The sequence below is a fragment of the Antrihabitans spumae genome, assembly GCF_043944905.1.
In the GTDB taxonomy this organism is placed as follows: domain Bacteria; phylum Actinomycetota; class Actinomycetes; order Mycobacteriales; family Mycobacteriaceae; genus Antrihabitans; species Antrihabitans spumae.
In genome coordinates, this window is the sequence record NZ_JBIMSN010000182.1 from 1 (window position 1) to 669 (window position 669).

General features: G+C 67.9%; 1 protein-coding gene. It reads left to right on the forward strand.

Features of this window, described 5'->3' with window-relative positions:
* Nucleotides 1-20 precede the first annotated feature (20 nt).
* Nucleotides 21-669, forward strand: a 649-nt coding sequence (locus ACHIRB_RS31050) for an IS110 family transposase (RefSeq protein WP_465259342.1), incomplete at its 3' end; no start/stop codon positions are given.

The following is a 669-nucleotide window of genomic DNA, read 5'->3' on the forward strand; positions in this document are numbered from 1 at the left end:
AGGCCCAGTTCTACGTCGGAATCGATTGGGCCGCTGAAACACACGCCGTGTGCGTAATGAACCCCGACGGAACGATCGCGTCTCGTTCGATGATCGCCCATTCCGCCGACGGCATCGCGACCCTGATTCGTCGTCTCGCGAAACTCGGTGCCGCCGAGGGGATTCCAATCGCCATCGAACGCCCGAACGGACGGCTGGTCGACCTGCTGCTCGAGGCCGGACATCCAGTGGTTCCGGTCAGCCCGAACGCGATCAAGACCTGGCGCGAAGGCGAGGTCCTCTCCGGCGCCAAATCCGACCCCGGCGACGCCGAGGTGATCGCCGAGTACCTGCGGCTGCGCCGCCACCGCCTCACCGTCGCAGCCCCATACTCCGACCCCACGGTCGCAGTGCGCACCGTGTCGCGCACCCGCACCGATCTGGTCGAGCAACGGGTTGCGGCCACCAACCAGCTCTCCGCCCTGCTGGACGCGCACTGGCCCGGCGCCAAAGCGATCTTCGCCGACGTCGAATCGCCGATCAGCCTGGCATTTTTGACCCGCTACCCGACCGCGGCGGTAGCCGCTCACCTGGGCGAGAAACGACTGGCCGCATTCCTGGCCAAACAGGGCTACTCCGGGCGCCGCGACCCCGCCGTGCTGTTGGCTCGGCTGCGTCAGGCCCCACCCG